The sequence below is a fragment of the Streptomyces sp. SID12501 genome (assembly GCF_010550245.1).
GTDB lineage: Bacteria > Actinomycetota > Actinomycetes > Streptomycetales > Streptomycetaceae > Streptomyces.
On the sequence record NZ_JAAGLU010000519.1, the window covers coordinates 1 to 472 of the forward strand.

The window sequence follows — 472 nt, forward strand, 5'->3', positions numbered from 1 at the left end:
GGACGACGCCGGGAACTACGGCGGCATCGGCGCGGTCATCGGGCACGAGATCGGCCACGGTTTCGACGACCAGGGCTCGAAGTACGACGGCGACGGCCGGCTCGTCGACTGGTGGACGGCCGAGGACCGCGCCGAGTTCGAGCGACGCACGCGCTCGCTCGTCGACCAGTACGCGCAGTACTCGCCGCGCCAGCTGGACGGCAGCCACCGCGTCAACGGCGAGCTCACGATCGGCGAGAACATCGGCGACCTCGGCGGCCTCCCGATCGCGGTCCGTGCGTACGAGATCGCGCTCGGGCACCCGATCGACCAGGCACCCGTGCTCGACGGGCTCACGGCGCTGCAGCGGCTGTTCGTCGGCTGGGCGCACTCGTGGCGCACCAAGGCCCGCGACGCCGAGATGATCCGCCGGCTCGCGACCGACCCGCACTCGCCCGACGAGTTCCGCTGCAACGGCGTCGTGCGCAACATC

General features: G+C 71.8%; 1 protein-coding gene. It reads left to right on the forward strand.

The genetic code is table 11. From position 1 onward, the window contains the following. On the forward strand, nt 1-472 hold a 472-nt coding region (locus tag G3I71_RS47065; protein ID WP_164325083.1), incomplete at both ends, for a M13-type metalloendopeptidase.